At 70.5% G+C, this 747-nt stretch carries 1 protein-coding gene; it reads right to left on the bottom strand.

Features of this window, described 5'->3' with window-relative positions; translation table 11 throughout:
• Positions 1 to 531: 531 nt before the first annotated feature.
• A partial coding sequence (locus CFP71_RS43085) for a hypothetical protein (RefSeq protein ID WP_208636173.1) occupies positions 532 to 747 on the bottom strand: 216 nt, incomplete at its 5' end.

Below are 747 nucleotides of genomic sequence, written 5' to 3'. Positions count from 1 at the left end.
GTGGCTTTCGCAACGCTTTCGACCGAGGTCGTGTGACCGGAAAGCGTCGGCTCATTTTCCCGACACGACTCCCCCACGTGGGTGACGTGCCGCTACTCCGGCCGTGTCCCAGGGGAAGCGGAGGTCGCCCGGCCCGAAGTGCCTGTCAGGTAGGCGGATTCGCGGCGAAGTGAGTTCCGACACCGCCCCGGGATCCAGAGCGCGAGGCGTTGTCCAGCGGCGACGGTCCGTCGCGACGCTCGTCGCTCCACTGTGGAGGGCCGATCGGCGGGCACGGGGCGATGCGCCATCGGGGTGATCGAGGCGTCCGCCGGACACCCGCGTGGATCTACGAAGAGTCGCGGCGCCACAAACGCGGCGCATTCGTCCTCAGAGCGCCGTGGATCCGTTCCGGCACCCCGGTTCCCCGGACACCGAGTTCAAGGGCGTCGTGGGCGAACGAGAAGGCCGGAGCGTACAGCCGGTGAAAATGCGGCAGGGCCCCGCGCCGTGCGCGGGGCCCTGCCGTTGGCTCACTCCTGAGGAGGGAGCTTACTTCTTCTTCGCGGCCGCCGAGGTCCGCTTGGCCGGAGCCTTCTTGGCGGGAGCCTTGGCGGCGTTCGCCTTGGCGGCCGGCTTCGCGGCGGCCTTGGTGGCGGTCGCCTTCTTGGCCGCGGTTTCGCGAGTCGTGGCCTTGGCCGCGGTCTTCGGCGCCGCCTTGGCGGCGGTCGTCTTGGCCGGAGCCTTGGTCGCGGTCGCCTTGGCGGC

This window comes from Amycolatopsis thailandensis (assembly GCF_002234405.1).
GTDB classification, from domain to species: domain Bacteria; phylum Actinomycetota; class Actinomycetes; order Mycobacteriales; family Pseudonocardiaceae; genus Amycolatopsis; species Amycolatopsis thailandensis.
This window is presented reverse-complemented; position numbering and strand designations above follow the sequence as displayed.